The organism is Deltaproteobacteria bacterium, assembly GCA_016874755.1.
Classification (GTDB): domain Bacteria; phylum Desulfobacterota; class Binatia; order UBA9968; family UBA9968; genus DP-20.
This window is the reverse complement of sequence record VGTH01000016.1, coordinates 1-26,596: the sequence shown is the minus strand read 5'-3', so window position 1 is coordinate 26,596 and position 26,596 is coordinate 1. Positions and strand designations below refer to the sequence as shown.

Genomic DNA, 26,596 nt, shown 5'->3' with positions numbered 1-26,596 from the left:
TGGGTTATGAACACGACGAAAAGTGCGAAGCGAGGAAGGAACAAAAAGCTTAAGATTGCGGATATTCCCCGCGTTGGCCCCGGCACACCGGCGGGAGACTGGTTTCGCCGCTACTGGATCGCCGTCGGCACGACCCAGGAGTTATATGACATCCCGCAGGCGGTGCGGGTGCTGGGCGAGGATCTTATATTGTTTCGCGATGGCAATGGGCAACTAGGGCTGGTTGGTCAGAACTGCCCGCATCGCGGGACGTCGCTCGAGTATGGCGACATCGAAGATGGCGGCATCCGCTGTCCCTATCACGGTTGGCTGTTCAACGTGCGCGGACAATGTTTGGAAATGCCGGGCGAGCCCAAGGATTCTAAATTTCCACAGAAGGTGAAGCACCTTGCTTATCCTGTGCGCGAGCAGGGTGGATTGATCTTTGCCTACCTGGGCGCGGAGCGTGAAAATCCGCCGCCGCTGCCGATTTATCCGCCGTTGCAGGATCGCGGCGGGCAACGGCAAGTGGAGCCCGTGCGCCACGCCGAGTACAACTGGTTCAATTTCTTCGAAAACTCCGCCGACCCGGTGCATGTCTGCGTGCTGCACCGCCACGCCGGCTACGGCCAGCAGTCGTGGGGCGATCATTTTTTTAGCTACACTGATATGCCACATTTCGAGTTTGTCGACATGCCCTATGGCATGAAAGTCGTCATGACCAAACCGGGGCCGCGGCCGGGGACGGAGTTTATCGACGAGATGAGTCTCGCGCTGCCGGCGATCGTGCAGGTAGGCGACACCGAATTTGTCCATGCCAAGATGGACGCGGCGGCGCTGATCCAGGAGGGCTCGCGCTGCGAGCACTGGATGTTCGTCACGCCCAACGACGACGATCATTTCATGCTGTTTACCGCTGACAATTATCGGGGACCTGAGGAAAATTTCTTTGCGCGCTTGAAAGAGATGCGCGCCAAGGAAACGCCGATCCAGGAAGTTAAGCCTTACGACAAAAGAAAATTCATGCCGTACAAAGGCAACGTGCGCAAAGAAGATATCATGACCCAGGGCACCCAAGGTTTGCTCGGCGAGCGCAGCGAGCAGCTTGGCACGTCCGATCGCGGTGTGATCAAGTTTCGCAACATCGTCTTGGACGCCATCGAGACCGCGCAGCAGGGCGGCACGCCGAAGGGAGCGCTGCCGACGGACATGAAGAGTGGCACGACGGCGCTTGATACGGCGGTGGGAGTTAGAAAATTAATTGATAATTGAAAATGGACAGTGGAAAATTTTCTGAAATTGGCTGGAGGAAATCATGATTCGTGGGGTTTTACTGCCGGTGATCACACCGTTCGACGAGAAAGTGCGTGTCGACGAACAGATGATGCGCCAGATCGTCGACTTTCATATCAAGGCGGGAGTGCAGGGGTTGTTCGTTGCCGGGTCGACCGGACAAGGGCCGGCGATGACCATTGACGAACGCAAGCAGACTGCGGCTGTCGCGCTTGATCAGGCGAAGAAGCGCGTGCCTGTCATCATTCACATCGGCACGGCCGATGCGTGGAGCACTACGGAGTTAGCCGAGCACGCGGCGCAGCATGGGGCGAACGCGGTGGCGATTGTGCCGCCGTATTACTATTCCGATCACACCGAGTTCGAGATCATGGCGCATTACAAGATGGTGCACAAAGCAGTGTCGCTGCCTATTTATATCTATGAGAATCCCAAATACTCCGGCATCTCCATTCCCCCAGGCTTTGCCGTGCGCATGAAAGAACAGGTGCCAGCATTGAAGGGCATCAAAGTCGCCTATGGCCAGGGCGCGCTGCTCGAATACGTGCGCCTCCTGCCGGATGTGTCGGTGTTCACGGGCAATGCCGATCTATTCGGACTCGTGCCTTTCGGCCTCGCCGGCATGATCAATCCGCCGACAAGTTTCGTGCCCGAGTTGTGCGTCGATTTATTCAACTCCCTTGATAGGAAGGATTATCCGAGCGCGGTCGAGGCGCAGAAAAAAGTCGACACCGCAGCGCGCATCGTCGCCGCGCGGCTGCGCAAGTGGGGCCGCGCGCCGCTGCAAGAGGTCTATCGTATGCGAGGCCTTGCCGTGAAGCGGTTTCCCAAGTGGGATACTGAGCAGATGCCCAAGGAGGAGATCGTGAAACTTGAACGGGAGCTGCGGGACAACGGGATTCTCGGGCAGTAATCGCGGCCTATTTTACAAGGATTCTACTTTCATGGGTTATTTCAAAGACTTAAGAGAACATATCGCCGCGCTCGATAAAGCCGGCCTGCTGGTCAAGATCGACGAGCAGATCAATAAAGACACCGAGCTGATGCCGCTGGTGCGCTGGCAGTTTCGCGGTCTGTCAGAAGAAGAGCGGCGCGCGTTCATCTTCACCAACGTCGTTGATGCCAAGGGGCGCAAGTACGATATTCCGGTGGTGTGCGGGAGTCTGGCGGCATCGCGGCAGATCTATGGCTTCGGCTTGCAGTGCGCGCCGGAAGAAATTGTCGACCGTTGGTCGAAGGCGCAGCAGAATCCGATTCCACCCAAGGTCGTCGAGAAAGCGCCGGTGCAGGAAGAAGTTCATATGGGCGCATCGCTGATGGAGCACGGCGCGCTTAGCGAATTTCCCATTCCGATTTCCACGCCGGGCTACGATTGCGCGCCGTTTACCACCGCGTCGCACTGGTTCACCAAGGATATCGAAACCGGCATCATCAATATCGGCAACTACCGCGGCCACATCAAAAGCCCGACCCGCACCGGCGTGTTCCTGAGCTCGAGCAATCATGGCGGCTATCACTGGCGCAAGTGTCAAGAGCGCGGCGTGCCGCTGCCGGCGGCGTTGGTGATCGGCGCGCCTCCCTGCGTGGCATACACGGCGCCGTCGCGCATTCCTTTCAACGTCAGCGAGCTCGACGTTGCCGGCGGCTTGGCAGGCGCAGCCATTGAAGTTGTAAAGTGTAAAACCAACGATGTGCTGGTTCCCGCCAATGCCGAGATTGTCATCGAGGGTGAAATCTCCACGGAGTTTCTCGAACCGGAAGCGCCCTTTGGCGAATCGACTGGCTACATCGCCGAGAAATTATTGAACCCTTACTTCGAAGTAAAATGTGTCACGCATCGCAAAAATCCGATTCTTGCGACGATCATCAGCCAAATGCCGCCCAGCGAATCGAGCGTTATGCGCCAGGTTTCGGCGGAGGGAAACTATCTGCGCTTCCTACGCGATCAGTGCAACATCCCCGGCATTATCGAAGTGGCGTTTCACAGCATCGCGGTGCGTCAGATCTGCGTCATCAAGATGAAGAAGATCAACCAGGCCCATGTCTGGCAGGCGCTGCATAGCATGGTCGGTTACAATCCGGCGACCGGGAAGATGGTTATCGCCGTCGACGAGGATATCAACCCGCGCAATCTCGATTCGCTTTTTTGGGCTATGGCGTTTCGCATGCAGCCGCATCGCGACGTGCTGATCATTCGCAACCGCACGCCGCAGATGGATCCATCGGTTTTTCCCCCGGGCCACGAGCAAGGCTTGTCGGTGGATGAAATCGCCGGTTCTTCGGCGATGCTGATGGACGCGACGCGCAAGTGGGCCTACCCGCCGGTGTCGTTGCCGAAGAAGGAATACATGGAGCGCGCCAAGCAACTCTGGGAGCGCTTGGAATTGCCCAAGTTGCAACCACAGGATCCGTGGCACGGCTATGATTTAGGTTTGTGGTCCGATGAAGACGAGCAGGACGCGCAAGCGGCTGTCAAAGGCGACCATTACGAAACCGGCGAGAAACGCGCACAGCAGCGGGTGCGGGTGAATAAACTGGGGTGAGCTTGCCGGTTTGGTGCAGGTATCGAAAATCTGTTCACGAGCTGAATGATCATCGTTCAGCTCGTGAACTATTTGTCGGGTCGCCTATTTCCCGCCTAACTCTTTCAGAACTTCTTCTGCGAGCGACGCCTCGACGACCATCTGCGGGGTTACCGTTGCTGGGATTAACTTCTGGTCTTTTTCGATTTGCAGGAGGATGTCGACGCCGTCGAGGGGGACGCGGCCGTCTTTGCTGAACGAGTTGACGACGACTTCGTAGGATTCGCGGGCGAGCTTTTCGTCCATGTTGAAGCGTTTGCGGATGACATCGATGGTCCCCGCGGCGTTGCCGTGGATGTAGCGCAGCGCTTCGATCTCGGCTTTCAAGACTTTCTTGGCTTGAGCGCGATTGCTTTTTAGTTTATCGAGCGTGGTGCCGAGGCCGGAAAAGGGGATCACGACATGGTCGGAGGTTTGGGCCAGGACCGGAAATCCTTCACGCTTGAGCTGCACTGAAAAGGGCGGTGCCAGGACCACGGCATCGACCCGGCCCATCTTGAAGGTGTCGTACATCAGCTTTTCTTCGCCGATGGCGAGGATCTTTATGTCTTTTTCGAGTTCGAGGCCGAACTGGCGCATGGTGATGCGCGTGCTCACATGGTTGGTGCCGCCGATGGAGGTGAGGCCGACGATAGCGCCTTTGAGGTCCGTGGGAGTCTTGAACTTGTTCTGGGCGATGATGCTGAAAAATGGCGCCTTGATGCTGGTCGACACCGCGCGCACCGGCAGGTTGCGCGCCGCCGAGCGGATCACCGAGCCGATCAGCTCGGCGTAGTCGATGTCACCGCCGAGCAGCGCGGCCATGGCGATGTTGGGCCGCATGACGATCAGCTCGACTTCCGAGCCATGCTTCAGATAAAAGCCGCGGTCCTTGGCGACGAAGGGCACGAGAAAGGCCATCGAGCTGGTGGCGATGGCGATGCGGACTTTTTCTGGGGCAGATTTCTCTTGGGCACGTGAAAGCGCGGACGACAACAGTAAGACGATAGGTAGAATCACTACCGCGCAAGATTTCAAATTGCCTCGCTTCCACATCGAACTCTTGACTCTCTTTCGGTGTCGACTTCCTTCGACTTTCTGCCGTAGGTCTCAAATATGTCTGAAAGCTCGTTCTAACTCAAACTACCGCCGTTTATTTGACATTACCGCCTGCTTCGCATAATTTCGCGAAGGTCGCTGTCAGAGAGAGGCTTCATCGATAAAGAAAAAACTATGAAGTTACATCATTGTTGGCTGGCCCTTTGCCTGACAGTTTTTTTTGCTGCGACGGCGTCCGCGCAAGAGCAATTTTATCGCGGCAAAACCCTCCGAATAGTCGTTGGCGCCGGTCCTGGTGGAGGCTTCGACCTTTATAGCAGAGCCCTCACTCGACATATCGACAAACATATTCCGGGAAATCCCACCGTGATTGTCGAAAATATGACCGGCGCTGGAAGCCTCGTTGCGGCCAATCATGTTTTTCGAGCCGCGAAGCCGGATGGTCTGACTCTTGGAAACGTAAACGGCGGTCTGTTTGTCCAGCAGCTTCTTGGCCGCCCTGGTATCGAATTTGACGCAATGAAGTTCGAGCATGTTGGTGTGCCGGTTAAAGACAAAGCCGTGTGCGTTATGACCAAGACTAGCGGCATCACCAGCTTCGAACAATGGACAGCTTCAAAAACCCCATTGAAGCTAGGCGCTACCGGTCCCGGTTCGGCGACACAAAATGTTCCGTTGATTCTCCAGAAGGCGCTTAATCTACCGATTCAACTTGTCTCCGGCTACAAAGGGATCGCCGATGTGCGCTTGGCAGCAGAAGGCGGCGAGCTAGCCGGCGCGTGCGGCTGGACTTGGGATTCGCTCAAAGCTACGTGGTCGCGTGCGCTGGAATCAGGCGATGCCGTTGTGGTGTTGCAGACCGTGCCGCAAGCGATCCCGGAGTTGCCAAACATTCCTTTGGCGATCAGTCTAGCTAAATCAGATGACGCGCGCCAGCTCATTCAGGCCGGCATTCATGACGTGTCCGACATGATCTATTCCTATGTTTTGCCACCGCGCACGCCGAAAGAACGGGTCGACATGCTGCGCAAAGCATTCGCTGATACGATGAAGGATCAGGAATTCCTGGCTGATACCAAGAAGTCGCGGCTCGGTATCGATCCGATGACCGGCGAGGAGTTAGAGAAAACCATCGGCAGACTTTTCAAAACGCCTGTGGGTGTTGTCGCGAAGCTAAAGGAAGTTCTCAAATAGATTCCAGAGTAGCTGTGGGGCGGAAGGCGTTGTCAATGATCGGCGTTAAGAGTGAATCAGGTGAAGAGTATTTTAAAAGTTGGCACGAGCTGCCCACCTTCGAATACGGCGAAGTGGAAAATCTCTATCGCTTCATGCGCCATATCGAGAAACTTGAAGGTCGCCGCATCGTGCCGCTGCCGGGGCCGAGGCACTAATCAAAAAATTGCCGCGTCGCTGGATTTTCCGGCTCGGTGAGGAGTCGGGCGACCGCCGGTCCTGCAGGGGCCCTCACCCCAGTTCTCGCCCGCTTTCGTTGACGAAGGGGTCGGAAACCGGACGGCGAAATCGGTTGCTACATCATTCGTTTGAAGTGATCGAATTCCAGCCATGAAGTTTGATGTGAGTTTACTGGCTCACGATCTCGGCCAGATGCCCGCCCTGGCGCGCTTTGCCGATGAATTGGGCTTCGACGGCATTTGGACGTTCGAGACGTCTCATGAGCCGTACTTGCCGTTGGTGCTCGCGGCAGAACATAGCAAGAGTCTCAGCATCGGTACGAGCATTGCTGTCGCGTTTCCGCGCAGTCCGACGATTACCGCGCAGATCGCGTGGGACTTAGCGGCATATTCCAGAGGCCGCTTCATTCTCGGCCTAGGCACGCAGGTGAAAGGGCACAACGAGCGGCGCTTTGGGGTGAAGTGGGAGCGGCCCGTAGAGAAAATGCGCGACTACATTTTGGCGCTGCGCGCGGTGTGGGATTGTTGGCAGAATCGGGCGCGGCTTAACTATCAGGGAGAGTTTTACAAGCTGACTTTGATGACGCCGTTTTTCAGTCCGGCGCCGCATGACTATTCGCAGATTCCGATTTTCATTGCCGGGGTCAACAAGCGCATGTGCCAGTTGGCCGGTGAATTGTGCCAAGGCTTTCACGTGCACCCGCTGCACACGACGCGCTACTTACAAGAAATTATTTTGCCGAATATCGAAGTCGGTTTGGCGAAGAATCAGCGGCCGCGATCATCCATCGAACTGTCCAGCAGCATCTTTGTGATTCCCACTGACGATCCCCAGCAGGCCGTGAAATGCGAAGCCGACGTGCGGCAGCAGATTTCTTTCTACGCGAGCACGCCGCCGTACCGGCCGGTGTTCGCTGTGGAAGGGTGGGGTGAAGTTGCGGATCAACTTAAGGCGCTGGCGGCAAGCGGTAAGTGGAATGAGATGCCGGCTCTGATTGCGGATGAGATGTTAGAGCGCTTTGCGCTGCGGGGTGCTTGGGCCGAGCTGCCTGTGCTGATGCAGAAAAAATATACGGGGCTTTTGGACCGGGTGAGCTATTACTTTCCACTTGTGCCGGGCGAAAACGAGGCCGGCTGGCGGGCGAGTGCGGCGGCGTTCAAAGGCTAGAGAGTGGCTTGATCAACACTTTTGCCGGGAACTCGTTCTTCGCTTCTGATTCTGCTAAAAACCCTTCGGAGTCCCTCGACAAGCTCAGGACGAACGGAATCGGAGTTGAAATCGTTTAGCAAAGATCCGTTCATGCTGAGCCCGTCGAAGCCTTCTTAGGTTTTTCAGCAGAATCACTTCTTGTCCGTTGTAAGAATCACTTCGTGAGTTTCTAAGACGTTTGGACCGGCAAACATTTCCGCCGCCGGACGGTTGCTGTGAGCGATGCGGAACGATTCGCTCTTTGTCCAATTCCAAAAGTCTTGTTCGCTTTCCCAGTAAGTTTGCACGAGGTAGTAGCCTTGCTCCTTGGTTTCTTCCCATTGTCCGGTCTGATGGTTAAAGCGGCGTGAGACTGGGCGAAGCACAAGGTTTTTGACGAATCCGGGCGATTGGTCGATGAGATGGGCCCGGTTGCGGAACCGATCTTCAAAGTCGGACTCGTGGCCGTGGGTGACGGGAATGCGGTTGGTGACAATAAACATGAATGATCCTCCTCGACAGTCGAGCTAATTTGGGAACTCTCACTCGGGCTGCTGAAAAACTCATCGGAGCCCTTCGACTGAGCTCAGGGCGAACGGATCAGAAGTTGAAAATTGTTGGTAAGAATCCGTTCATGTTTTCACGGAATCGAAAAGACTATTTCTCGTTCCGCGGCGCCCGCCCGTAGAGCTTGTCGATAAAGCCGGATTTACGGATCTCATCCATCAAGCTGGTGTCCATCAGGCTCGCAGGTTTAGCGGTCTTGGCGTTGGGATGGGTGAGCGAATCGAGGGCGCCTTGCACGCCTTTTTCCTCTGGCACGGGAAACTCGCGCAGACTTTTGGAGATGCGGTCGTAGAGCTCTTTGACGATATTTTGATCCTTGATGCCGTTTTCTTCGATGATCGCCATGGCCAGTTTGGGTTTGGTCTTGAAAACGTAAATGCCTTCGGTGAAGGCCATTAGCAAGCGGCGCATCAGATCGCGTTGAGTTTTGATCGAGGCGGTGGGCACGACGAGGCCAAATCTCGCATAGTCGAGCGGCAATTCAGACAGATCGGCCATCGCCCGGCAGCAGCCGGTGGCGACAATTTTGTGGACGTTATCCGGGCCGATCAGCGCGGCGTCGACGTGGCCGCTACTGAGAGCCGACAGGCGCGTCGGCGTGTTGCCGGCCTGCAGGAAAGTCATCTCTTTTTCCGGATCGATCTTCCATTGCTTGAGCACCATGCGCGTGACCATGTCGGACGAAGAGCCCAGCCGGCTGACGGCGACCTTCTTGCCCTTGAGGTCTTCGGCCTTGGTAATGTTCTTGCGCACGACGAAGTAATGCTCGAGCCGATTGATGCTGACGGCGACCAACTTGGCGTCGATGATGCCGGCGACCGTGAGGACCATAACTGCAGGCACGTCGGAGTCCGACGCGGTAATGCTGCCGCCGAGCATTGCCTGGCTCATCAGCGAGCCGCTGTTGAAATAAACCGACTTGACGCTCAGGTTGTGCTTCTCCCAAATATTTTCACGGTCGATGAGCTTGCGCAGATCGGTGGTCAATCCGGTGCCGCTGTAGCCGATGACGACTTGATTGGTTTGGGCATGGGCATTGGCGCAAATCAGCGCGGTGACGACTACGGCAAGAACTCTGATTCGGAACGATCGGAACATTTTTCTCCTCGCAACTTATTTAACTTGGCCGCCCGTAGAGTTTATCGATGAAACCAGATTTTCGGATTTCTTCCAAGACGCTGGTGTCGATGAGCTGGGCCGGTTTGCTGGTTTTGGCGTTTGGATGGGGCAATGATTCGAGTACGTTTTGCACTCCATTGGGCTCTGGTATTGGATACTCGCGCACATGTTTTAGCGAGCGCTCGTAGATATCTTTTTGCACCGCCGGGTCTTTGATGCCGTCGTCTTCAAGAGCCGCGAAGGCGGCCGTGGGACGGGTGCGAAAAATTGCGATGCCTTCCAAGTATGCCATGAGTAGGCGGCGCAGCACGTCGCGATTCGATTTAATCCATGCGGTCGGAAAGACGTAGCCGTAGCGGGCATAGTCCATCGGCAGCTCGGAGAGATCGAAAAGAATCCGGCAGCAGGCCGATGCTAGGATCTTGTGAATGCTCTCCGGGCTCACCAGCGCGCCGTCGACATGGCCTGCTGCAAGGGCCGACATGCGCGTCGGCGTGTTGCCGGATTGCAGCAAGATCACTTCTTTTTCGGGATCGATTTTCCAGGATTTCAGCACCAGGCGCGTGACGGTATCGGAGGCCGAACCGAAACGGCTGACGGCGAGTTTCTTGCCTTTGAGATCGTCGTTCTTCGCGATGTTTTTGCGCACGACGAAGACATGCTCGATCTTGTTGATCGTCACCGTGAGGAGCTTTGCGTCGAGGACGCCGGACACCGTGAGGTTTAACATGCCCGGCACTTCGGATTCCGAGCCGGCGATGTTGCCGCCGGCGAGCGCCTGGGTCAAAACCCCGCCGCTGCCGAAATAGACGCTCTTGACGCTGAGGCCGTGCTTTTCCCACAGTTTCTCCCGCTCGATGATGCGGCGCAGATTGCCCAGCGAGCCGGTGCTGCCGCTGTGGCCGAGGATAACATTGGAGAGTGAGGTTTGGGGGTGGGCGAGAGAGGGTAAGCTTGCCAATAGCAACCCGGCAAAGAGGGCGAGATTTCGCTTCATTGCGTGCCTCCTCGCAACGCGATTATCGGATCATATCCTTCAATAGCGTCGCGTACTTCTTATCCAACTCCGCCTTCAGTTGATCGCTCACCGCGTTTACCGGCGGAAACTTGTCTTTCCACTCGTAGGGCCGCGTCGCGTCGATGATCGCGCGCGAGTTGAAGCCCTTGCGCTCGCGCGGGATCGCCGGGTCGAGGGGGCCGCTCCAACAGCGGCGCAGAATGTCGATGTTCTCCGGCTCGGAGCGCGTGCCGATGGCCCAGATGACATCGTCGGGGTTGTAGATATCGATGTCGTCGTCGACAACCACTACGTAGCGACCCAGATAGGCGCCGGGACGGCACTGGCTCGCGATCAATGCCGCCTGTTTGGCGTGACCGGGGTAGCGCTGTTTGATTTTCAAAATCGAAAAAAATCGATAGGCGCCCGGGTGCAGCCACACGCCATGCACGTCGGGAACGCCGGCGTCTTCGAGCGCATTCCAAATCAACGCCGAGCGTTGGATCGACCGGTGAAAGCCTTGACCCGCCGACGGTCGCAGCGGCGGTTCGCCGCAGAGAATCGGGTGGTTGCGATGATACAGCGCCTTGATGCGCACCACCGGCTCGGGCCGCGTCGCGCTGGCGTAGTAGCCGGGCCATTCGCCGAACGGGCCCTCTGGCAAATTTTCGCCGGGAACCATTTCGCCTTCGATGGCGATTTCCGAGTAGGCCGGAATCGGCAAGCCGGTGAGCGGTCCTTTGACCATTTGAATCGGCTCGCCGATCACGCCGCCAGCGTAGTCGAACTCGCTCATTTTCACCGGCACATCGGTGCAGGCGGCGAGAAACAAAATTGGATGGTGGCCGAAGGACATGACAACCGGGCAGGGCTTGCCGGCGTCGAAATACTTTTGCCGCTGCACGCGGCCGTGTTTGCCCGGCGAAATATACAACGCCACGGCGTCTTTGCCCTGCAACATGACGCGGTAGGTGCCGGCATTGATCCAGTGTTCTTCGGGATCTTCGGTGATGACCAGATCGTCGGTGCCGATGTAGCGGCCGCCGTCCTCTTCGTGCCAACGCGGGATCGGAAAGGCTTCCAGGTCGATGTTTTTGTCGATGCAGTTTTCGAAGATCGACGCCTCTTTGACGAACTGCGCCGGCACCGGCTCGAAGTTGCGAATCTTGCGCCGCCAAGCCTGGATGAAATCGGTGAGGCTGAGTTTCGGGTCCGTGCCCATGGCGATCGCTAGCCGCGGTAGCGTATCGATTTGGCTGCAAAGAATCTCCATGTCCTGGCGCGAGCCGGGAACTTTGTCGAAGATCATCGCCGGCGGATTTTTGCTGCGCTCCAAAATCATCTCGACGAGCCCGCCCATGTCTTTGTCCCACGGGATGCCAGAGATACGGCGCAGCTCGCCGATTTTGTCGACTTCGTTTAAGAATGCACGGAGATCGTGGTTGGATGGGGTCATAGTGAAAAAGTATGAAGGATGAAGGCGGAAGGATGAAGCTGGGCCCTAGCGGCGAGCTTCGGTCTGTCCTTCATAATTCCGCTTTCATAATTCCGCCTTTCTTATGCAAGTTCCGCTGCAGCGCGGTGCATTACGCCATAGAGGTCCACCGCCGCCAGGGCACAGTATTCTAAATTATATCCTTCGCGGCAGTCGGCGTAGCCGTCTTCCAAGATGCGCTGCATGACCATTTTGTTGAAAGTGGCGTGGCCCATGACGCCGTCTTCATGTTCTTTTAAGTCGGCTTCTTCGTGGGTCTTGAAGTAAACCGCTTGCTGTTTTGTGAAGCCATATCTTTGCGTCAAGGTTTTACCCCACATCGCCGACCAGTAGCCGATCGGTTCTTCGGTCATCATCGAGAACCACCACTCAGCGACCGTGCCTTCCCACATGAGCTGGCGCTTGAAGTCGAGGATGGCGCGGCACTCCGGCAGCATCGGTGTGCGCAAAATCTCTTCTTTCGTGAGGCCGAGCGCTTCGGCGGTTTGCAGCATGACCAGTACATGCCCCGGTGGTTGGGGATGAATGAACTCGTCGGCGATTTTGACGCCTAGGGGACCCATCAAATCGGGATGGCGCTTAAAGAATCCAATGTGCTTGTGATAGGAAACCGACACCAGCGTGTTGATCTCGACCGTGAAGTTACCCCAGTTTTTGAAGAATAGTTTGATCGCCGACATGGGCAGCTTGCCGTCAAGAAACGGCCGCATGAACGGGCCGTCGGTGACGCGTTCTTTCCAGCGTAGAAGGACTTTTCTATTCAGTGCAGCGATGTAAGCCGTGGCGTCGTCTGGAGACATTCTGACGCCGAGTTGGGGAGCGATCATGGGCGTTTGGGGTTTGCCGTCCAGGGTCTAGCGTTCGGGCTCGCAAACGCCAGACGCTAAACCCTAGACGCTAGACGTTGGTTTTATGTCCGATACAAATTATCGATAAACCCGCTATCGTCGATGCGGCGCAGATAGTGAAAATCCCACAGCGCCATGGGGTCGCATTTTTCTGCGGCGCGATCCTGCTCGATGGCGATCTCGTAGACGTTGGAGATCGCCGGGATCGTGGCATAGGGTTTTGCCTGCAAGATTTTCGCGAGATCTTCGTAGAGATGCGTGGCCGTCTCATCGTCCATGTCGCCTTCGGCCTTGTACTTGTCCTTGATGATCTTGATAGATTCGGCGCGGTGGTTTTTGAAGTAGGCGATGCCTTCGCAGATGCCGCGCAGCATCTTGTCGACGATGTCGGGACGTTTCTCGACGAAGCCAGCGCCGCTGGAAACCGTTGTGAACCACACCATCGGCAGGAACGGCACATCGATGACTTTCAAGCCGGCGCGCTTGGAGAGAATATCGGCCGGCGGCGTTACGAATGCAGCATCGGCTTTGCCGTCGCGCACTTCTTCCCAATGAAAGGCGCTGCCCTTGGCTTTTTCAACGTGGCAGTCTTGGAGCAAGCCTGCTTGTTTGATGAACAACCAGGTGTTCAACCCCGGGTGTTTGCCTTTGGTTGCGACGGTCTTGCCTTTGAGATCGGAAATCTTGTTAATGCCCGAGTCGGCGCGCACGACTAATCGGTGGTTCAACATGCTAACCGTCTGGCCGAGGTACACCCACTTGTCGCCCGCAGGCCGGCGGATGTAAGGAGAGAGATGATTGCCGCCGACGAATTCGATGGTGCCGTTGGCGACGTTCTTGTGCGAGTCGTCCGAGGTGATTTCACAATCGTAGTTCACTTCCAGGCCATGCTTGGCCCAGGAGCCTGAATGGTGGACGACGTGTAAAAACGGTAGGTGAGTGTCCGAGCGATAGGGGAAATTGACTTTGTCCATGGGAGCATCTCCTTTTTCGGCTGACCATAGTGGTTGCCGCGGCGCGCGTCAACCGGCGTGTGGCGTTGATCGGTCGGATCTTACTTCAACCCTAGCTTTGCCGCCCACTTCTCCCAGATCTCCTCGCGCTTTTCGCTGCTGAACTTGTTGGCGAGTGCGTATTTTTCGCGCCAGTGAAACGGTTTGCAGGCGTCGATTAGCATGCGGCCCATGGTGAAGTCGCCGCGCTCGCGCTTTTCCGGCGGCAGGCGCGGGTCCAAGTCAGAGGTCCACGATTTTAACACTGTTACCGATTCACTGGGGTCGACGCGGGTGCACATGGCCCAGATGACCTGTTTCAAATCCACCGGGTCGATGTCGTCGTCGACGGCGACGTAATAGCGATACATGCTGGCGCCGGTGAACATGCCGGCGATCGCCGTCAGCGCTTGCATCGCCTGGCCACCGAAGCGCTGCTTGATTGAGACGACGACCATTAGCGTATGGCAATGGCACCAGACGCCTTGGACGTCGGTGACGCCGGATTGTTCGAGATGGTCCCAGATGCGCGCGGCGAAGAGCGGGATGCCGTAGCGCTCGGTGATCGGCAACAGCGGCGGGTTGCCAAGTAAAATGGGATCGTTGCGGTGATAAATTCTTTTCACGCGCACGACGCACTCTTCGCCGCTATGGGTGTAGTAGCCCGGCCATTCGCCGAAGGGGCCTTCTTTGTGCGTCTCTTCTTCCGGCGGCGGCATCTCGCCTTCGACGACAATCTCGGAGGTCGCCGGCACCGGCAGGCCGGTGAGCGGCAGCTTGAACAGTTCCAGCGGCACGCCGCGCAGAGCGCCGGCGTATTCGTACTCGCTGACGCCGGCTTTGGCAGCAGACGGCGCGGCCATCCAGGTCGCCGGCTCGCAGCCGAAGACGATGGCCATGGGGCAGGGTTGTTTTTTCTGCCAGTATTTGCGCGCGATCTGCTTGCCGTGCTTTTGCTCGATGATCCACAGCGTGACGCGATCTTTGCCGACGATGCACGAGCGATAAGTTCCGACGTTGACCCAGCCGCTGTCGGGATCTTTGATCACCACCATGTCGCCGGTGCCGATGTAGCGGCCGCCGTCGTGCTCGTGCCACTTGGGCGTCGGGAAAATTTCCAGGTCGACGCGCTCGCCTTCGAGAATATTTTCCGTCAGCGGACCGGTGGAAACTTCCACGGGCGCGAAGCCTTTCAAGTCGCGAATCTTGTTGCGCCAGGTTCTCAGGATCTCGATCTTCGGCGCGTCGTGCGGCAAACCCAGAGCAAGCGCGAAGCGGCGCGCCGAGGCGAGCACGTTGGTGGCGATGCGAAAGCCTTTGGGATAACCGGAGATATTATCGAAGAGTAACAGCGGGCCGTCCTGTTCGGCCATCAACTCGGTTAGGCAACCGATTTCAAGGTCCCAGTGGGCGCCGTCGATTTTCTTTAGCTCGCCGATTTTGGCGGCGCCGTCGATGAAAGTTCTTAGGTCGGAAAATGCCATGCGGGGTTATTCCAAATTTCAAATTACAGATTCCAAATTGATGGAGGGGCGACCGGCTGGTCGCCGCCCTCACTTCGCCGGTCGTCAGTTGACGCGAAATTCACCTGGCACCCAGCGCAACAAGACGAGATCTTCGCCGCAGGGGCCGGCGCACCGGCCGATTTTTCAATTCCTTGGTAAAGCCGATCGGATGCCAGTACCGGCGCAACATTTCGCCGCCCGGCGTGCCTTTGCCAACGCGGGTGAGCATTTCATTTTCTTCGAAGCTGAGTGACATGACTTTCTCTCCTATCGATCCGGACAATAAACCAAAAATGAATTATCCGATAGTGGATTGAGGGTCAACGAGAGCGCAGCGAAAGGCAACCGTTTGATAGTGAAGAGTGAAAGATCGCCTTTGCATGACACGCTCGGAAGACGTAGAATTTGGACAAACTGTAAGGAGGAGTCAATCTTGGTCGCTGCAACGAGATACGAACACATCATCCTAAACGACTCGCAGGTGCCGATGATCGCCGGCACCTCAATCAAAGTTGTCGAGCTTGTCTTGGATCACTTAGCCTATGGCTGGAGCCCGGAAGAATTGCACTTTCAGCATCCGCATCTGAGCATGGGGCAGATCTATTCGGCATTGGCTTATTATTGGGATCATAAGACGGTCCTTGATGATGAGATAGAGCGACGGCTCGCGCGCGTTGAAGCTGTGAAGACTCGCTTTACTCGTCGAGGCCAAGGAACGGCAACTTAAAGGTCTCGAGTTTTATGGTGTTATCGACTCGCATCAGCTGAGCGCATGATTCGACAATGTATCGACGATTTGGAACTTGTCGCTAAAGCAGCTGAGCCCGAGGATACGTTAACCCAGGTCTTTTTCTTACCACTCTAGAGTCCACATGCCCGAACCCGCATCCAATCTCCTGCGCGAGCTTCCCTCCGTCGATCGCTTGCTTAAGCACGCGCGCTGCGAAGTTTTGCTGACACGGTTTAACCGTGAATACGTCACGCAAAAATGTCGGGACGTTCTCGATGACTTGCGTGCGCAGATTCGCCAGGCAAAGAATCCAGCGATCGATGACGGCGCAGTCTTGGACCGTGTCGAGCTGATAATTGCGGCTGATTCTCGCCCCGGTCACATCCGGGTCATTAACGCAACGGGGACAATCTTGCACACCAATTTGGGTCGCGCATTGCTTTCTCAGCCTGCTATCGAAGCGATGACCGCGGTTGCCGGGAATTTCGTCAATCTAGAGTACGATCTCGCCGCGGGTAAACGGGGGCGGCGCGAAGAGACGTTGCAGAACTTATTAGTCGATCTGACCGGCGCGGAAGCCGCTACGGTGGTCAACAACAATGCTGCCGCAGTGCTGCTTGGCGTAAACACGCTTGCCGACAAAAAGGAAGTGATCGTCTCGCGCGGCGAGCTGATCGAAATCGGCGGCGCCTTTCGCATCCCCGAAATCATGGCCAAGAGCGGCACGATTCTCAAAGAAGTCGGCGCGACCAATCGCACTCATCCGGCGGATTATGAGAACGCGATCAACGAGAAGACCGCGCTCTTACTGAAAGTTCACACCAGCAATTACAAAGTTGTCGGTTTTACCGCCGAAGTTTCACTCGAAGAGATGGTCGCCATCGGCAAGAAGCATAACCTGCCGGTGATGGAAGATTTAGGCAGCGGTGCGCTAATCGATCTCAGCAAGCACGGCCTGCCTAAAGAACCGCTGGTTTCCGAGCGCATTCAAATGGGCGCCGACGTGGTCACGTTCAGCGGCGACAAAATCCTCGGCGGGCCGCAAGCAGGGCTGATGGTCGGCAAGAAGCAATTCATCGAAAGAATGAACAAGAACCATCTGCAGCGCGCGCTGCGCTGCGGCAAGCTGACGCTGGCGTCGCTCGAAGCGACGCTGCGGCTCTACCGCCAAGCGCCGGATATCACGAAAGTCATCCCGACGCTGCGCGCGTTCACGAGACCGGTGGGTGAAATCCGCGCCATGGGTGAGGCTGTCTTGCCCAAACTGCAAGCCGTCCTGGGCGGCGAATTTCGCCTCAGCTTAGAAAATTCCACGGCCCAGATCGGTAGCGGCGCATTGCCGACAGAGGAGCTGCCGACGGTGGCGATCACCATCGAACATAACAAACTCAACGCCACCGCGATCGCGAAAAAGTTCCGCAGCGCCAACCCACCGATCATCGGCCGCATCAAAGACGACCGCTTCCTGCTGGATTTGAGAACTATCTTCGAACCCAAAAATCTCGTGCCAAAATTCAGTTGACCGAGTTTTTGAATTTCTGATTTTTAATTTTGAATTGACCCATGCCCTACATTATCGGCACTGCCGGCCACATCGACCACGGCAAGACCAGCCTGATCAAAGTTCTCACCGGCACTGACACCGATCGGTTGAAGGAAGAAAAAGAACGCGGCATCTCGATCGATCTCGGCTTCGCCCATCTCGATCTGCCGGATGGCATCTCGGCCGGCATCGTCGATGTCCCGGGCCACGAGCGCTTTATCAAAAACATGCTGGCCGGCGCCCACGGCATCGACCTGGTTCTTTTCACCGTTGCCGCCGATGACGGCGTCATGCCGCAGACCGAAGAACATCTTGACATCGTCCATCTGCTCGGCGTGAAGATGGCGATCTTCGTCATCACCAAAGCCGATCTCGTGCCGCCGGCGCGCATCGCTGAAGTGGAAGAGGAAATTGACATTCTCACCCTTGGGACGACTTTGGAAAATTCGCCGAAGGTCGCCGTGTCATCGGTCACGGGCTTGGGCATCGACGAGCTGAAATCGCGAATTTTGCAGATTCTAAAGAGCGGCAGTAAAGCCGCGCCCTCCGGCTACTTTCGCTTGCCGGTGGACCGAGCCTTTGTCTTGCAAGGTCACGGTGTCGTCGTCACCGGCACGGCGCTCAGCGGCGAGGTCAAAGTCGGCGAGCAGGTGCGCTGCTTGCCGGGGGACGCTTTGTTTCGCGTGCGCAGCCTGCAGGTGCACAACAACTCGATGGAGAAAGCCGGCTGGGGCCAGCGTGTGGCGATGAATCTTACCGGGCCGGAGCGCGCGTCGATTGAGCGCGGCCAAGTGATTTGTCACGAGAAGCTCGCGCTGACGTCCGACCGCTTCGATGCTTTTCTCGAAGTGCGCCCGGCAGCGGCCAAGGGCATCAAAAATCATCAGCGCGTGCGCATTCACATGGGCGCCGCCGAGCGTTTGGGCAAAATCGTGCAGCTCGGTGCGAAAGAAAAAGCCGAACCGAAGGAATCGGTCTATTGCCAAATCACTTTGGAAGAACCGCTGCTGGTCTTGCGCAACGATCATTTCATCGTGCGCGACGAAACCGCGCAGCGCACCCTTGGCGGTGGCACGGTGATTAACCCTTGGGCGCAGCGGCACCGGCGGAACGAGGAAGATCTCACAGCGAGACTCGCAGCGCTGCACAAGGGCGATGTTTTGCAACTCACCGAGTCTTTTCTGAACGAGAGTGAATCCTTCGCATCGTCGGTTGAGACCATCAATCAGTTTTTAAACCTGCGCGAAGAAGAGACCCGGCAGAAGGTCGAGGCGATGAAAAGCCTGCGCGCGATCAACGCCGAAGGCGAGAAGGCGTTTACGACGGCGGCCAAATGGGAGCGTCTGAAGGAGCAGCTCCAGAAGACTCTCAAAGAATTTCATGCGACCCATCCGCTCGTGCCCGGCATGGACATGGAAGAGCTGCGCGGCAAGTTGCTATTCGATCTTTCAGCAAAAATTTTCCGCGTGGTGGTCGACACGCTGATCAATGAGAAGGCGATTGCCAAGGAAGAAAACCTGCTGCGGCTGGCTAGCCACAAAGTGCAACTGGGCGGTCAAGAAAAAACCTTGATGGACAAGATCAAGAAGATTCTTGGCGAGCAGCCGCTGGCGCCGCCGGATTTGAAGGAGATCGAAAAGCAGGCGGGCGTGCCGCGCAATCGTTTGATGGAGGTTTTGCGGCTACTCGAGCGGGACGGCTCGATCGTGCGCGTCAGCAGCGACATGTATTTTTCCGCTTCGAGCATCGAGCAGCTGCGCGCCACTTTAAAGAATTACTTGACACAAAAAGGCGAGATCAGCGCGGCGTCATTCCGCGACCTGATCAATTCGAGTCGCAAATATACGATTCCCCTGCTGGAGTTTTTTGATCGCGATGGGCTGACGATTCGCATCGGCGATGTGCGCAAACTGAAAGCCCCCGCCGCCAAACCCAGCACGCATTGAAAAGTCGCAGAGTTCCCACTAGAGTACCAGGCTATGCTGCTTGGAAAGAGAAAAACCGTACGGTTAACGCAATCGGTTAAAGCCGCGGGTTGAGCGGCTAAGCTCGGCCCGGCCGACCTCGTGCAAGTGTTGCACGAGCTACCGAAATTCGACAATCCCGACATGCTCGTCGGCACTGAAACCGGCGATGACGCCGGGGTGTACCGGCTGAGCGCCGACTTGGCGATCGTCAACACGGTGGATTTTTTCACGCCCATCGTCGACGATCCGTATGTCTTTGGGCAAATTTCTGCGACCAACGCCCTGAGTGATGTTTACGCCATGGGCGGCGAACCCAAGACCTGCATGAACATCGTCTGCTTTCCCAAGGACAAGATGGACATCGACATCCTCGGCGAAATTCTCAAGGGCGGCGCCGATAAGGTCAAAGAAAGCGGCGCGGTGGTCATCGGCGGCCACAGCATCATCGACGAAGAGATCAAATTCGGCATGGCGGTGACCGGCACGATTCATCCCGACAAGATTTTCCGCAACGTCGGCGTGCAGGAGGGCGACGCGCTGGTGCTCACCAAGCCGCTTGGCACCGGCATTATCACAACGGCGCTCAAACGCGGCAAGGCTTCGCAAGAAAGCGTCGATGCCGCGGTGAAATCGATGACGACCTTGAATGCCGTGGCATCGAAAATCGCCCGCAAGTATCCGGTGCATGCCTGCTCCGACATTACCGGTTTCGGCGTCATGGGCCATGGCATGGGCATGGCGCACGGCAGTGGCGTGACGCTGGTCTTCGAATCGGCAAAATTGCCGTTGCTGCCCGACGCGGTGCGCCTAGCCGAGAAGGGCTACATCACCGGTGGCTGTAAACGCACCAGAGATTATCTCGGCGACAAGATGTCGGTCGATAAATCGGTATCCGAAGGTCTCCTCGAGATTGCGCTCGACCCGCAGACCTCGGGCGGCTTAATGATCGCCATCGCCAAACGCCAGGTTGCCGAGTTGATCTCTGACCTCCACGCGGCCGGCGTCACAGAGGCGGTGGAGATCGGCTACGCCACGTCGCTGCAGAAACCCTGGGTGCGCTTGGTCTAACGGGCGCGCCGTTCCAAGGGACAAATTCATGTTGACGTTGAGTGCGTCGCGCGCACCATTCGGATTCCGGATGGTGCGCACGGCGCACCCTACCGCAGACACGCTCTCGCCGATAAATTTTCTTTTCGTGCTACACGTGACCAGCGAAACGGTTTAGAATTCATCCACACTTGTCTTTGCCGCAAAAGGCGGGCGCCAAAACTTTGACGCAAGGCCTTGCATCGAAGCAGTGACCGTCCGATAAGATGCCCAACGAACTGACACTTCTTCATCGTCTTGCACGCAGCTACGGTGTCCAGACGCTGCATCGCGATGGTTTCGCGCGCCCGGTGCATCCCACCGTGGAGACCGTCCTGTGCGTTCTCCGAATGCTGGGTGCGTCAGTGGAGCATCTTGACGACGTCTCGAGTGCGTTGCGTCAACGTCGCCAATGTCTCTGGGAGCGCGGTGTTGAGCCGGTGACGCTCTCTTGGGACGGCGCGCCGGTACAAGTGAATTTGCGCCTGCCGGCTACGCTGGCTGAAACTCCGGTTCGGTACCGGCTCGAATTGGAAGACGGCAGCGCTATCGAGGGTCCATGCCAGAACGATTGGCCGATCTCACCGCGACGTCACATCGAAGGCCGGGAATATGTCGCGCGCCATCTCGCGGTCAGCGCGGCGGTGCCCTACGGTTATCACAAGCTTCGCCTATTCACCGGTGCGCGGGCTCTTGCATCGGATCTCGTCTGCGCGCCGCGGCACAGCTACAACGCCTCTGCGCGGCTAGGCCGGCCCATCGGTTTGTTTTGTCCCGCCTATGCATTGACCGAAGAGCGCTCTTGGGGCGCCGGCGATTTCTCCAGCTTGGCAGCGTTCACGCTCTTCGCGTCTCAAAACCGCGTCGCAGTCGTGGGCACGTTGCCGCTATTGCCGGCGTTTCTGGACGAGCCTTTCGATCCAAGTCCCTATGCGCCGGTGAGCCGGCTGTTTTGGAACGAGTTTTACATCGACGTGGAACGTATTCCCGGCGTTGCCGATTGTGCCGCAGCCCGAGCTTTGTTGGATTCGGCCAGTTTTCGCGACGCGTTACGGAGTCTGCGCGCGGCGCCGTTGATCGATTATCGCCGCCTGATGGCGCTCAAGCGCAGCGTGCTGGAGGAGTTGCTTGCGGCCCTGCTCAGCACGGCCGGCGTGCGCCGGAGCTCATACGAGAACTATGTCGCGGCCCATCCGAACTTGCAGGACTACGCGGGGTTTCGCGCCAGGGTCGAGCGCGATCACGAAACTTGGCAGCATTGGCCGGGGCCAGCCCGCACCGGTGTGTTGGGCCTCGCCGACGTCGAGGAGAGCGCGCGCAACTATCACCTCTTCGTGCAATGGCTGGCAACCGAGCAAATGCTCGGCGTCGGCGCGACCGCGCGCGAGCGCGGCGTCAGTCTTTACCTCGACTTTCCTCTCGGCGTCAATCGTGACGGCTACGATGTCTGGCGCAATCAGGACTTGTTCGTCCTCGGCGCCAGCGCCGGTGCGCCGCCGGACGGACTCTTCGTCGGTGGGCAGAACTGGGGGTTCCCGCCGCTGCATCCAGAAGCGATCCGGCTCCAGGGCTATCGTTATCTCGTCGACTGTTTGCGCCATCATTTGCAACCCGCCGATTTTTTGCGCATCGATCATGTGATGGGCTTGCACCGCATGTATTGGATTCCGCAGGGCGCAGCCGCCACGGAAGGTATTTACGTGCATGGCAAAGCCGCGGAGCTCTACGCGATCCTCTGCTTGGAGTCGCACCGCCACCGGGCGCAGATCGTCGGCGAAAATCTTGGCACCGTGCCGTTCTATACCAACGAGGCGCTGGCGCGCCATCGGATCTTCGGCATGCCCGTTGGCCAGTTTGGCGTCGACGCCGGCGGCGGTCCGGCGCTGCAGCCCATCGCGCCGGGCAACGTGGCTAGCGTCAACACCCACGACACGGCGACCTTTGCCGGCTTCTGGCATGGCAGCGAAATTCAAGATCGCGTCGAGCTCGGCCTGCTCGATGCGGCGCAGGCGACTCACGATCATGACTATCGCGGAGCGCAGCGCCGGGCGCTCAGCGACTTTTTGCGTGGGCGGAACTTGCTGGCGCCGGACACGGACGATCCACTGGCGGTATTGAAAGCGTGGCTTTGTTTCATGGCCGCTAGTCGCGCCGATCTGTTGCTGATCAACCTGGAAGATTTGTGGCTCGAGGCGCTGCCGCAGAACGTGCCCGGCACTTGGAATGAGCGGCCCAATTGGCGCCGCAAAGCGCGGCATACGTTGGCGAGCCTGCGGGAAAATCGCGCCGTGGCGGACATTTTGGCGGCGGTGGCCGGCAATCGTGGCTGGTGCTCGTGACTCGTGCGCGCCGCCCCCAACTCCGAGCACGAGCCACGAACACGAATCACGGCGGCAAACTCGAAAGGACGCTAGCAAATTGATGGATGGGCCACAGACAATCACTCTGCTAACCGACGACGATCTTTTTCTCTTCAACGAAGGCAGTCACTTTCGTTTGGCCGACAAGTTGGGCGCGCATGGGGTCGAGCGCGATGGCCAGCGTGGAACTTATTTCGCCGTGTGGGCGCCGGACGCAGAGCGGGTTTCGGTCGTCGGTGACTTCAACGGCTGGGACGGCGCCAACCATCGGCTACGGCCGCGCGCGCAGTCGGGCATTTGGGAAGGCTTTCTCCCCAACATCGGTCGCGGCACGCTTTACAAATTTCACGTCGCCTCGCGTTTTCACGGCTACCGCGCCGACAAGGCCGATCCGTTTTCTTTCTTTAATGAGATTCCGCCCAAGAACGCCTCCATCGTTTGGGACTTGGACTACGACTGGAACGACCATTCATGGATGGCGGGCCGGCGGCAGAAAAATGGCCTGGACAAACCGATGGCGATCTATGAGATGCATCTAGGCTCCTGGAGGCGCGCCGCCAATGGCCACTCGCTGTCGTACCGCGAATTGGCGCCGCAGCTCGCTGAGTACTTGCAGAAACTGGATTTCACCCACGTCGAGTTCTTACCCGTGATGGATCATCCGTTTTTTGGCTCCTGGGGGTATCAAATTACCGGCTACTTCGCGCCCTCGGGAAACTTTGGCACGCCGCAGGATTTGATGTACTTGATCGACACCTTGCACCAAGCGGGCATCGGGGTGATCCTCGACTGGGTGCCGTCGCATTTCCCGAGCGACGAGCATGGCCTGGGCTTTTTCGACGGCACTCATCTCTACGAGCATGCCGATCCGCGCCAGGGCTACCATCCCGAATGGAATAGCTACATTTTCAACTACGGCCGCAAAGAGGTGCAGAGCTTTCTCATCAGCAACGCGTTTTTTTGGCTCGACCGCTATCATGCCGACGCGCTGCGCGTCGACGCGGTGGCGTCGATGCTCTATCTCGACTACGCGCGTAAAGTCGGCGAGTGGGTTCCTAACCGCTTTGGCGGCAAGGAAAACCTTGGCGCCATCGAGTTCCTGCGGCGCATGAACCGTGAGGTCTATCGCTCCCATCCCGACGTGCAGACCATCGCTGAAGAATCGACCTCTTGGCCGATGGTGTCGCGGCCGGCGCATTTGGGCGGCCTGGGTTTCGGCCTCAAGTGGGACATGGGTTGGATGCACGACACCTTGCAATACATGAGCAAAGACCCGGTCCATCGGCGCTACCATCACGACAAGCTGACCTTTCGCATGCTCTATGCGTTTCATGAAAATTTTGTGCTGCCGCTGTCGCACGATGAAGTGGTCTACGGCAAAGGCTCGCTTATCGGCAAAATGCCAGGCGATGACTGGCAAAAGTTTGCCAATTTAAGACTGCTCTACGGCTATATGTACGCGCAGCCGGCCAAGAAAATGCTCTTCATGGGCGGCGAGCTCGGCCAGTGGAGCGAGTGGAGCCATGACGGCAGCTTGGAGTGGCAGCTGCTCGATTTTCCCATGCATGCCGGCATGCAGCGTTGGGTCGGCGATCTCAATCGGTTTTATAAAACTGCAACGGCGCTGCACGAGCTCGATTGCGACCCCGCCGGTTTCGAATGGATCGACTGCGGCGACGCCGACGGCAGCGTGGTCAGCTTGATACGCAAAGGGCGATCGACCGAAGGCATCGTGCTCGCGGTTTGCAACTTTACTCCCGTCCTGCGGACCAATTACCGCGTCGGCGCGCCGCGCGGCGGCTACTGGCGCGAAGCGTTAAACAGCGATGCCGCCTGCTACGGTGGTAGCAACGTTGGCAACGGCGGCGGTGTCGAAGCCGCGCCGGTGCCGCATCACGGCCGCTCTCATTCCCTAAAGCTTTCCCTGCCGCCTCTGGCGATATTGTTTTTCACACACCAGTCATGATTTAACCGGGTCAGGTCCACTCCAGCGAGCGACAACCGGAAACGCGGAACCCAAAACTCGAAACCAGAAACCAGTCGATGCGCATCGCTTTCCTCGCCTCTGAAGCCTCGCCCTTCGCCAAGACCGGCGGGCTGGCCGACGTGATTGGCACGTTGCCGGTTGCCCTGGAGCGCCTGGGTCATCAGGTGAGTTTGATCATGCCAGCGTATCGCCCAGCGTTGGCCGGCAGTCACGCTCTCGAAGGCGCTTCGGCTGCGGCTTCGCTGGGCGGGGTGGCGCAAGAGTTTTCCGTGCACAAGGCCACCATAGGCAAAAACCTGCCGGTGCATTTTGTCCGCGCCGACCGCTACTTCGACCGCGAGTTTCTCTATGGCACGCCGGCAGGGGACTATCCCGACAACGCTGAACGCTTCGTCTTTTTCTGCCGCGCGGCACTCGAGATCGCGCGTCACAATCCGCCTGACATCCTGCACGCGCATGACTGGCAAACCGCGCTGGCTATATTTTTTCTGTGCGCTCAGCCCGAGCGCTATCCGGAGCTGGTGCAGGTTAAGACCGTCTTCACCGTGCACAATCTCGGATTTCAAGGACTGTTCAATGGTTCGCTCTGGCCGCTGCTCGATTGCGACCGGAGCTGGTTCAACCCGAAGCACCTAGAGTTCCACGGCAAGATCAACTTTCTCAAGAGCGCGCTGGTTTCCAGTCACAAGATCACCACGGTCAGTCCTACCTATGGGCGAGAAATCATGACGCCCGAGCAAGGGTTCGGCTTGGACGGCGTGCTGCGCGAGCGTGCCGCTGACGTGGTCGGCATCATGAACGGCATCGACTACGACGAATGGAACCCGCAGAACGACCCTGTCATAGCGGCCCGTTACGATGTCAACGAATTGGCGGGCAAGGCACGTTGCAAGCAGGAATTACAACAGCTCTACGGCTTGCCGGAACGGGCCGAAGTGCCTTTGATCGGGGTGGTGTCGCGGCTCACCGCGCAAAAGGGCTTTGATCTGGTTGAGGCGATCTGGCCCAAGCTGATGAATTGGCCCGTGCAGTTTGTTTTGCTGGGCACCGGCGAAGCTCGCTTCGTCAAATTTTTCGGCCTTGCGGCCAAACTCTATCCGGATAAGGTCGCGATCCGTATCGGGTTTGACGAAAAATTGGCGCATCGTATCGAAGCCGGCGCGGATATTTTTCTGATGCCCTCGCTCTATGAGCCCTGCGGGCTGAATCAGATGTTCAGCCTGCGCTACGGCACGATTCCGATCGTGCGCGCGGTGGGTGGGCTCAACGATTCCGTGGCAAACTTCGATGAAAAAAACCTTAGCGGCACCGGGTTTTCCTTTCTGCCCTACGAAGCCGACGCGCTCTACAACACGGTGGAACGCGCTTTGCATTTATTTGGCGACACACGAGCCTGGACGGCCTTGATGCGGCGCGCCATGAAAATCGACAATTCTTGGGATCGCTCCGCAGCCCTCTACAGCAGCCTGTACCAGGATCTCGTTCGCTAACTACGAATGATTCCTGTCCTTGGCATTATCCTCGCCGGCGGTCGCGGCGAGCGGCTATTTCCGTTAACCGAGCACCGCGCCAAGCCGGCCGTGCCCTTCGGTGGGCGCTACCGCATCATCGATTTTGTTTTGTCGAACTTCGTCAACTCCGGAATATTATCGATCTATGTGATGACGCAGTTCAAGGCACAGTCGCTGCTCGAACATGTCGAGCGCGGCTGGCGCACCAGCGATTTCTTGGGCGAGCACTTTATCACTGCGGTGCCGGCGCAGATGCGCATGGGCGAGGACTGGTACCAGGGCACCGCCGATTCGGAGCCGTTGTCAATAGGTGTGTAAAAAGATACTAGGCGGCGACCCTCATCTCTTTGCCATTGTCATACTTCGTCCCGCGCGCTACTTTTCCGACAAGCTGTG

At 57.6% G+C, this 26,596-nt stretch carries 21 protein-coding genes; 13 read left to right on the top strand and 8 right to left on the bottom strand.

All coding sequences use genetic code 11. The features are described 5' to 3' along the window. The first annotated feature begins 6 nt into the window (after positions 1-6). From FJ145_11645 to FJ145_11635, 3 genes are read left to right on the top strand one after another with little or no spacing between them, the layout of a single operon-like run. Positions 7-1,251: a Rieske 2Fe-2S domain-containing protein gene (locus FJ145_11645; protein MBM4262067.1), complete on the top strand. Its 1,245-nt coding sequence runs from the start codon at positions 7-9 to the stop codon at positions 1,249-1,251. Positions 1,252-1,294: 43 nt separating this feature from the next. After that, positions 1,295-2,185, top strand: coding sequence for a dihydrodipicolinate synthase family protein (locus tag FJ145_11640; GenBank protein ID MBM4262066.1), 891 nt, complete (start codon positions 1,295-1,297; stop codon positions 2,183-2,185). A 31-nt stretch (positions 2,186-2,216) separates the two neighbouring features. Continuing rightward, entirely contained in the window at positions 2,217-3,815 is a 1,599-nt protein-coding gene (locus FJ145_11635; protein ID MBM4262065.1) for a UbiD family decarboxylase, read from the top strand. Between the two features lie 84 nt (positions 3,816-3,899). Here FJ145_11635 and FJ145_11630 read toward each other — a convergent pair whose 3' ends face one another. Next, complete coding sequence (locus FJ145_11630; protein ID MBM4262064.1) at positions 3,900-4,889, bottom strand: ABC transporter substrate-binding protein; 990 nt, start codon at positions 4,887-4,889, stop codon at positions 3,900-3,902. Between the two features lie 177 nt (positions 4,890-5,066). On the opposite strand from FJ145_11630, the gene FJ145_11625 reads away from it, so the two are divergent. Both FJ145_11625 and FJ145_11620 read left to right on the top strand, forming a co-directional pair. Further along, positions 5,067-6,086, top strand: a complete 1,020-nt coding sequence (locus FJ145_11625) for a hypothetical protein (protein ID MBM4262063.1) — start codon at positions 5,067-5,069, stop codon at positions 6,084-6,086. Positions 6,087-6,455: 369 nt separating this feature from the next. Further along, a complete protein-coding gene (locus FJ145_11620; protein MBM4262062.1) occupies positions 6,456-7,472 on the top strand; it encodes a TIGR03617 family F420-dependent LLM class oxidoreductase in 1,017 nt (338 codons plus the stop codon). A 173-nt stretch (positions 7,473-7,645) separates the two neighbouring features. Here the strand turns inward: FJ145_11620 and FJ145_11615 are convergent, their stop codons facing one another. From FJ145_11615 to FJ145_11585, 7 genes are all read right to left on the bottom strand, one after another. Then, the gene (locus tag FJ145_11615) at positions 7,646-7,996 is read right to left on the bottom strand and encodes an antibiotic biosynthesis monooxygenase (protein ID MBM4262061.1); all 351 of its coding nucleotides are present in this window, start codon (positions 7,994-7,996) and stop codon (positions 7,646-7,648) included. A 154-nt stretch (positions 7,997-8,150) separates the two neighbouring features. Further along, positions 8,151-9,158, bottom strand: a complete 1,008-nt coding sequence (locus FJ145_11610; protein ID MBM4262060.1) for an ABC transporter substrate-binding protein — start codon at positions 9,156-9,158, stop codon at positions 8,151-8,153. Between the two features lie 19 nt (positions 9,159-9,177). Beyond that, positions 9,178-10,176, bottom strand: a complete 999-nt coding sequence (locus FJ145_11605) for an ABC transporter substrate-binding protein (protein ID MBM4262059.1) — start codon at positions 10,174-10,176, stop codon at positions 9,178-9,180. A gap of 22 nt (positions 10,177-10,198) precedes the next feature. Continuing rightward, the gene (locus FJ145_11600; GenBank protein ID MBM4262058.1) at positions 10,199-11,632 is read right to left on the bottom strand and encodes a UbiD family decarboxylase; all 1,434 of its coding nucleotides are present in this window, start codon (positions 11,630-11,632) and stop codon (positions 10,199-10,201) included. Positions 11,633-11,733: 101 nt separating this feature from the next. Beyond that, positions 11,734-12,498, bottom strand: a complete 765-nt coding sequence (locus tag FJ145_11595) for a hypothetical protein (protein ID MBM4262057.1) — start codon at positions 12,496-12,498, stop codon at positions 11,734-11,736. A gap of 83 nt (positions 12,499-12,581) precedes the next feature. Then, positions 12,582-13,493, bottom strand: a complete 912-nt coding sequence (locus tag FJ145_11590) for an ABC transporter substrate-binding protein (GenBank protein MBM4262056.1) — start codon at positions 13,491-13,493, stop codon at positions 12,582-12,584. An 80-nt stretch (positions 13,494-13,573) separates the two neighbouring features. Continuing rightward, positions 13,574-14,995, bottom strand: a complete 1,422-nt coding sequence (locus FJ145_11585; GenBank protein MBM4262055.1) for a UbiD family decarboxylase — start codon at positions 14,993-14,995, stop codon at positions 13,574-13,576. 508 nt (positions 14,996-15,503) lie between these two features. On the opposite strand from FJ145_11585, the gene FJ145_11580 reads away from it, so the two are divergent. From FJ145_11580 to FJ145_11545, 8 genes are all read left to right on the top strand, one after another. Further along, complete coding sequence (locus FJ145_11580) at positions 15,504-15,743, top strand: DUF433 domain-containing protein (GenBank protein MBM4262054.1); 240 nt, start codon at positions 15,504-15,506, stop codon at positions 15,741-15,743. A 145-nt stretch (positions 15,744-15,888) separates the two neighbouring features. Beyond that, positions 15,889-17,268 carry an L-seryl-tRNA(Sec) selenium transferase gene (selA, locus tag FJ145_11575; protein MBM4262053.1) on the top strand — a complete coding sequence of 460 codons (1,380 nt, stop codon included), beginning with the start codon at positions 15,889-15,891 and terminating at the stop codon, positions 17,266-17,268. A gap of 41 nt (positions 17,269-17,309) precedes the next feature. Then, a complete protein-coding gene (gene selB, locus FJ145_11570) occupies positions 17,310-19,235 on the top strand; it encodes a selenocysteine-specific translation elongation factor (GenBank protein ID MBM4262052.1) in 1,926 nt (641 codons plus the stop codon). Positions 19,236-19,355: 120 nt separating this feature from the next. Then, a complete protein-coding gene (selD, locus tag FJ145_11565; protein ID MBM4262051.1) occupies positions 19,356-20,324 on the top strand; it encodes a selenide, water dikinase SelD in 969 nt (322 codons plus the stop codon). Between the two features lie 245 nt (positions 20,325-20,569). Then, positions 20,570-22,681, top strand: coding sequence for a 4-alpha-glucanotransferase (malQ, locus tag FJ145_11560; GenBank protein ID MBM4262050.1), 2,112 nt, complete (start codon positions 20,570-20,572; stop codon positions 22,679-22,681). An 82-nt stretch (positions 22,682-22,763) separates the two neighbouring features. Continuing rightward, on the top strand, positions 22,764-24,668 hold the full coding sequence (gene glgB, locus FJ145_11555) for a 1,4-alpha-glucan branching protein GlgB (protein ID MBM4262049.1): 1,905 nt from the start codon (positions 22,764-22,766) through the stop codon (positions 24,666-24,668). 77 nt (positions 24,669-24,745) lie between these two features. Beyond that, complete coding sequence (glgA, locus tag FJ145_11550) at positions 24,746-26,179, top strand: glycogen synthase GlgA (GenBank protein ID MBM4262048.1); 1,434 nt, start codon at positions 24,746-24,748, stop codon at positions 26,177-26,179. A gap of 6 nt (positions 26,180-26,185) precedes the next feature. After that, on the top strand, positions 26,186-26,518 hold the full coding sequence (locus tag FJ145_11545) for a hypothetical protein (GenBank protein ID MBM4262047.1): 333 nt from the start codon (positions 26,186-26,188) through the stop codon (positions 26,516-26,518). Positions 26,519-26,596 lie beyond the last annotated feature (78 nt).

What these genes read in the sequence shown, in the direction of transcription:
- FJ145_11580 (MBM4262054.1), top strand. Translation starts at nt 15,504, where the DNA reads ATGATCGCCGGCACCTCAATCAAAGTTGTCGAGCTTGTCTTGGATCAC.
- selA (MBM4262053.1), top strand. Translation starts at nt 15,889, where the DNA reads ATGCCCGAACCCGCATCCAATCTCCTGCGCGAGCTTCCCTCCGTCGAT.
- FJ145_11585 (MBM4262055.1), bottom strand. Translation starts at nt 14,995, where the DNA reads ATGGCATTTTCCGACCTAAGAACTTTCATCGACGGCGCCGCCAAAATC.
- FJ145_11605 (MBM4262059.1), bottom strand. Translation starts at nt 10,176, where the DNA reads ATGAAGCGAAATCTCGCCCTCTTTGCCGGGTTGCTATTGGCAAGCTTA.
- FJ145_11640 (MBM4262066.1), top strand. Translation starts at nt 1,295, where the DNA reads ATGATTCGTGGGGTTTTACTGCCGGTGATCACACCGTTCGACGAGAAA.
- glgB (MBM4262049.1), top strand. Translation starts at nt 22,764, where the DNA reads ATGGATGGGCCACAGACAATCACTCTGCTAACCGACGACGATCTTTTT.
- glgA (MBM4262048.1), top strand. Translation starts at nt 24,746, where the DNA reads ATGCGCATCGCTTTCCTCGCCTCTGAAGCCTCGCCCTTCGCCAAGACC.
- selB (MBM4262052.1), top strand. Translation starts at nt 17,310, where the DNA reads ATGCCCTACATTATCGGCACTGCCGGCCACATCGACCACGGCAAGACC.
- FJ145_11545 (MBM4262047.1), top strand. Translation starts at nt 26,186, where the DNA reads ATGATTCCTGTCCTTGGCATTATCCTCGCCGGCGGTCGCGGCGAGCGG.
- FJ145_11645 (MBM4262067.1), top strand. Translation starts at nt 7, where the DNA reads ATGAACACGACGAAAAGTGCGAAGCGAGGAAGGAACAAAAAGCTTAAG.
- FJ145_11610 (MBM4262060.1), bottom strand. Translation starts at nt 9,158, where the DNA reads ATGTTCCGATCGTTCCGAATCAGAGTTCTTGCCGTAGTCGTCACCGCG.
- FJ145_11595 (MBM4262057.1), bottom strand. Translation starts at nt 12,498, where the DNA reads ATGATCGCTCCCCAACTCGGCGTCAGAATGTCTCCAGACGACGCCACG.
- FJ145_11630 (MBM4262064.1), bottom strand. Translation starts at nt 4,889, where the DNA reads ATGTGGAAGCGAGGCAATTTGAAATCTTGCGCGGTAGTGATTCTACCT.
- FJ145_11635 (MBM4262065.1), top strand. Translation starts at nt 2,217, where the DNA reads ATGGGTTATTTCAAAGACTTAAGAGAACATATCGCCGCGCTCGATAAA.
- malQ (MBM4262050.1), top strand. Translation starts at nt 20,570, where the DNA reads ATGCCCAACGAACTGACACTTCTTCATCGTCTTGCACGCAGCTACGGT.
- FJ145_11615 (MBM4262061.1), bottom strand. Translation starts at nt 7,996, where the DNA reads ATGTTTATTGTCACCAACCGCATTCCCGTCACCCACGGCCACGAGTCC.
- FJ145_11590 (MBM4262056.1), bottom strand. Translation starts at nt 13,493, where the DNA reads ATGGACAAAGTCAATTTCCCCTATCGCTCGGACACTCACCTACCGTTT.
- FJ145_11620 (MBM4262062.1), top strand. Translation starts at nt 6,456, where the DNA reads ATGAAGTTTGATGTGAGTTTACTGGCTCACGATCTCGGCCAGATGCCC.
- FJ145_11625 (MBM4262063.1), top strand. Translation starts at nt 5,067, where the DNA reads ATGAAGTTACATCATTGTTGGCTGGCCCTTTGCCTGACAGTTTTTTTT.
- FJ145_11600 (MBM4262058.1), bottom strand. Translation starts at nt 11,632, where the DNA reads ATGACCCCATCCAACCACGATCTCCGTGCATTCTTAAACGAAGTCGAC.